Below are 2,728 nucleotides of genomic sequence, written 5' to 3'. Positions count from 1 at the left end.
CTTTGCCCCATGCCCCAGCCAATTGCACTGCTGCTGGCCCCAATAGCAACCAATTTGATCTCATTCGGATTGGCAACCAGTGCTACCGCGTGCCCTTCAAAGATTCCGTCTTCTACGATGGCCGCGAGGCGATGGCGGTGCGGGCCCTCAACATCGACCTGGCCCTGCTGACCAACAACGTCAACGGACAGGCCAGGGGGTTGATTAACGGGGACACTTGGCTGCCTGCCGGCATTGGCGAGAACCGAGAAGGGGGGATTTTCTACGCCTTCCGGGAAGATGCCGTGCGGGAAGATGCCATTGCCCGCCCACCCTTGGGCGCTTTTAATAACTACCTAACCAACTGGCGCAACGGAAATGCCCGCGGTGACTTGGGCAGCGCCGGTATTATGAACGCCGGTCAGCCAGGTCGCGGCACGGCTAACAACCAAACGGTCTGGGATCCCCCTGTTTCCAATCCGGGTGGACTCAGCCCCAAACCGGTGGACTACTATGCCGATCCGGATCGGCGGCCCTACGGCTTCCGGCTGCGCAACGGGGCGGTGCTGGCCCGCGGCGGGTTCAACCCTGATGACGCGATTTTTGGCCTCTCCTTCGTTTCCGACAACCCCGTTTACATCCAAGGGGACTTTAACCTGCACCAGACGAGGAACGGGCAGCGGCTGGAGGAGTTCACAACTCTTCTTAACTTCGGAGCAGATGGCCTCTACAGCAACTTCTACGGGCGGCTGCGATCCAATGAAGACCGGCGCTTTGCCCGGGCGGCGCAGGATCTCTGGCGGCCGAGCGACGTGTTGGGCGACTCGGTGAACATCCTCTCTGCCGATTTCTGCGACGGCAGCATCGACGACGGCTTTGTGCAGGATGCTACGCTCAACGGCGGCGGCAGCAGCTTTGTGGCTGACCGGAACTACCAGGGCAGCCCACAACGAGCCTCGGCTCCTCGCCGCAACGAACACTACGGCTGCAGCGGGCCAAACCTAGGAGCCAACACTTCTTTCCTCAACCAAGCGCTGGTGATCCGAGGCAACAACTGGCCGGCTCCGGATCCCAACAGAGGCGGCGCTGGTGTCCTCCGCTTCGACAACACCAACGGGGCGCAGAATTTGGGCAACCACGTGCGGCAGCCAGGCTGGCCGGAGGTCTTCGCCCGCGACACCATCTTTGCCCGCCGCGACAGTGCCGACCCGAGCTCAAATAACGCTGACAGGACAGCAGGCGGTGGCGTGCCGGAGGTGCGACTTCTGCGGGCACCCGACAGGGGCTCACCCGATCTCAGGAATCCAGGCTATGCCGACTTTGGAGTGCGCATCTCGGCTTTGGGCAACCCGGTGCTGGACACCTCCCGCTGGCTGCTGATAGCTTCCCTCCAGCCTTGCCGACCGCCTGAAATGGAAGGAGGCGGTGGCCTGTTGGCCGAGTACTACAACGGCTGGATAACCAGCCCGACCAGCCCGCAGAACCAGTACAACCGCAACACAGGGTTTGGGGACACCGACACCGACGTTGAAGTCTCTGAGCTTCTGAGGGCTCCAGATGCTAACCTGCCCTACCTGCGGGCAGTGCGCTGGCCGGATCCAATCTATCCTGATCAGCATTGGAGGCTTGGCGTTCCAAATCAATCCTTCATGAGAGAAGAAGACCAGGGAGGACCAAAGTGCGATCCCTCAGGTGATTGGAACACTCCATACGACGAGCGAGCCTCACGGTGGTGGCCCTGCATTCGGGACGCTTTGGAAACAGATAAAGATGGCCAGGTTTCCGGCTGGCAGCCAGGTAGTCCAGGAGATCCTCCAAATCCAAATAATAGTTTTGCCCGCTGGGTCAGCGGTACCAATCTGCCGGTTTGGGGTGGGTTCTACTACCTGTTTGCCAACCAGGAATATATAAACACCAACTCCCCCTTCCTCTGGCCCTGGTGGGGTAGAGAGCTGAATGATCGACCCACTCTTCCCAAGGCTGACTTTTTGTGGATGCCAAGATGCAGTGAGCCGGATATGAATCCGCCTCAACTTCCCGCTGATGCTCCAGACATAGACAGGGGCAACATAGGCTTCTGGCGCTCCTGCTGGCGGCGCAGAGAGAAGTCATGGGGAAGTGGCAACAACTATGGTAATGACTTTTTTGTAGTGCGCTGGGTAGGGGAGCTGTATCCCCGTTGGCCGGGTGTTGCCACCTACAACCTCAACACCGACGATGGGGGCCGACTCATCATTCGCAGAAACCCCAACTACACTCCTAACCCAGATGAGGAAGAGCCAGCTTTTAGAGGCTTCTATCGCAATGCGGGCACTCGTATAGGAGGGCTGTCGGAGGATGAGGCTGTTGGTGTCGAAGCTTGGTCGGATAGCGCCGATAACCGTGTGAGTTTCCGGCTGGAGCTGCAGTGCGTTACCGACTACACTCGGCCTTCTCCCTACCTGGTGGAGATCCAAACCTACGAGAACATGGGCAATGCCTTTGTCCGCTTCACAACCCAGGGAGATGGGCAGCCGCTGGAAAACTACGACCTGCGCTACCTGAAGCCGCTGAAGCCGGTCAACCAACCTTGCCAGCCGGATCAGACTAAACCTCTGGCACCCAACCAGCAGTACTGCGCAGCCCCCCTTAACTGCGATCCCATCTGGACAGACTGGACTCCTGCATGTAAAACCGACATCTGTGTGGCCACCACCATTCCCCAAACCAAAACGGCCACCTTGCCTGCCGGTTGCCCTGGCACTCCGCC

The 2,728-nt window shown here is 59.5% G+C and carries 1 pseudogene; it reads left to right on the top strand.

Annotated features, from left to right (window positions below):
• A pseudogene (locus NW819_RS08040) lies at positions 1–2,728 on the top strand (type II secretion system protein); the annotation flags it as partial.

Origin of the sequence: Synechococcus sp. R8-2 (genome assembly GCF_047461715.1) — a bacterium.
In the GTDB taxonomy this organism is placed as follows: Bacteria; Cyanobacteriota; Cyanobacteriia; order Thermostichales; family Thermostichaceae; genus Thermostichus.
The sequence above is the reverse complement of the archived record's forward strand: the minus strand, read 5'-3'. Positions and strand labels throughout refer to the sequence as shown.